Genomic DNA, 2,074 nt, shown 5'->3' with positions numbered 1-2,074 from the left:
GCCAAGTGGCGGCTGACGCCAGACACCCTGGACAAGCGGATGGCCGATCAGGACGCCGTGCTCGACGCCGGCGCGCCCTATGTGAAGCCGGGCGGACGCATGGTCTATGTGACCTGCTCGGTGCTGCCGCAGGAGGACGAGGACCGCGTGGCGGCCTTTCTGGCGCGCATGCCGGGCTTCGTCTCAGCGCCCGCGACGGCGGACCCCAAGCTCATCCAATACCTGACCCCTGACGGCTTTTTGCGCCTGTCGCCCCGCACTTCCGGCACGGACGGCTTTTTCGTCGCCGTGCTGGAGAAACCCCGCTAACGGAGCCCCATGCCAACGCCCGCTCACGAACGCGTTCTCATTGTCGATTTCGGCAGCCAGGTGACCCAGCTGATCGCCCGGCGCCTGCGCGAGAGCGGCGTCTATTGCGAGATCCATCCCTACGACAAGGTCGAGCCGATGCTCGACGACTTCGCGCCGAAAGCGGTGATCCTGTCCGGCGGGCCAGCGAGCGTGCACGAGGCGGAAAGCCCATCCGCGCCGCAGAAGGTGTTCGAGCTGGGCGTGCCGGTGCTCGGCATCTGCTACGGCGAGATGACCATGGCCGCGCAGCTGGGCGGCGCCGTGGAGGGCGGGCACGCCCGCGAGTTCGGCCGCGCCGAGATTCTGATCGAGCGCCCGTCGCCCCTGCTGGAAGGCCTCGGCGAGGCGGGCCACCGCGAAACGGTCTGGATGAGCCACGGCGACAAGATCACCGCCATCCCGCTGGGCTTCGAGGTGGTGGCCGCGTCGGAAGGATCGCCCTATGCGGTGATCGCCGATGAGGGCCGGCGCTTCTACGGCATCCAGTTCCATCCCGAGGTGGCGCACACGCCACGCGGGGCGCTGATGCTGCGCAACTTCACCCACAGGATCGCGGGCCTCAGCGGCGACTGGACCATGGCCTCGTTCCGCCAGGAGATGGTGGCCAAGATCCGCGCCCAGGTGGGCGAGGGCCGGGTGATCTGCGGCCTCTCCGGCGGGGTCGACTCCTCGGTGGCGGCGGTGCTGATCCACGAGGCGATCGGCGAGCAGCTGACCTGCGTCTTCGTCGATACCGGCCTCCTGCGTCTCAACGAGGCCGAGCAGGTCGTGACCCTGTTCCGGGATCACTATAATATCCCCCTCGTACACGTTGATGCGTCGAAGGAATTCCTCGGCGAACTGGATGGCGTTTCCGACCCCGAGACCAAGCGCAAGATCATCGGCCGGGTGTTCGTGGAAATCTTTGACCGCGAGGCTGCCAAGGTCGAGGGCGCGGCCTTCTTGGCCCAGGGCACCCTCTATCCGGATGTGATCGAAAGCGTCTCGGCGCGCGGCGGACCATCGGCGGTGATCAAGAGCCACCACAACGTCGGCGGCCTGCCGGAATATATGAAGCTCAAGCTGGTCGAGCCGTTGCGGGAGCTCTTCAAGGACGAGGTCCGCGCGCTGGGCGTCGAGCTGGGCCTGGACCCCGCCTTCGTCGGCCGCCATCCGTTCCCCGGCCCCGGCCTCGCCATCCGTATTCCGGGGGAGATCACGTCGGAGAAGGTCGCGGTGCTGCAACAGGCCGACGCCATCTACCTCGACGAGATCCGCAAGGCTGGCCTCTACGACTCGATCTGGCAGGCCTTCGCCGTCCTCCTGCCTGTGAAGACGGTGGGCGTGATGGGCGATGCGCGCACCTATGAGAATGTCTGCGCGCTGCGCGCCGTCACCTCCACCGACGGCATGACCGCCGACTTCTTCGAATTCCCGTGGGAGGTTCTGGGCCGCGCCGCCACCCGCATCATCAACGAGGTCAAGGGTATCAACCGCGTCGTCTACGACGTGACGTCCAAGCCGCCAGGGACGATCGAGTGGGAATAAGCGTTGCTTTAGAAGTGCAATAATATAAAAGAGTTACGAATTCTCGTTGATCATTCAGTCTGCATAGTCAATTGGGCTACGCCCGGGTCGGGACCTTTCGCCATCTATCGGTTCATGGGGCGTGAGACAGGCAACCGCGCGGTTTCGTCGGAAAAGCAGACGGTATTTTTCCGGCCAAGGGCGCAGCTTCCTGATC

The 2,074-nt window shown here is 65.6% G+C and carries 1 protein-coding gene and 1 pseudogene; both read left to right on the top strand.

All coding sequences use genetic code 11. From position 1 onward, the window contains the following. Window positions 1-309 (top strand): annotated as a pseudogene (locus tag E8A12_RS03750) (MFS transporter); the annotation flags it as partial. A gap of 9 nt (window positions 310-318) precedes the next feature. After that, on the top strand, window positions 319-1,878 hold the full coding sequence (gene guaA / locus E8A12_RS03745; protein WP_293366416.1) for a glutamine-hydrolyzing GMP synthase: 1,560 nt from the start codon (window positions 319-321) through the stop codon (window positions 1,876-1,878). Window positions 1,879-2,074: the final 196 nt, after the last annotated feature.

Source organism: Phenylobacterium sp. (genome assembly GCF_004799395.1).
In the GTDB taxonomy this organism is placed as follows: Bacteria; Pseudomonadota; Alphaproteobacteria; order Caulobacterales; family Caulobacteraceae; genus Phenylobacterium.
The sequence above is the reverse complement of the archived record's forward strand: the minus strand, read 5'-3'. Positions and strand labels throughout refer to the sequence as shown.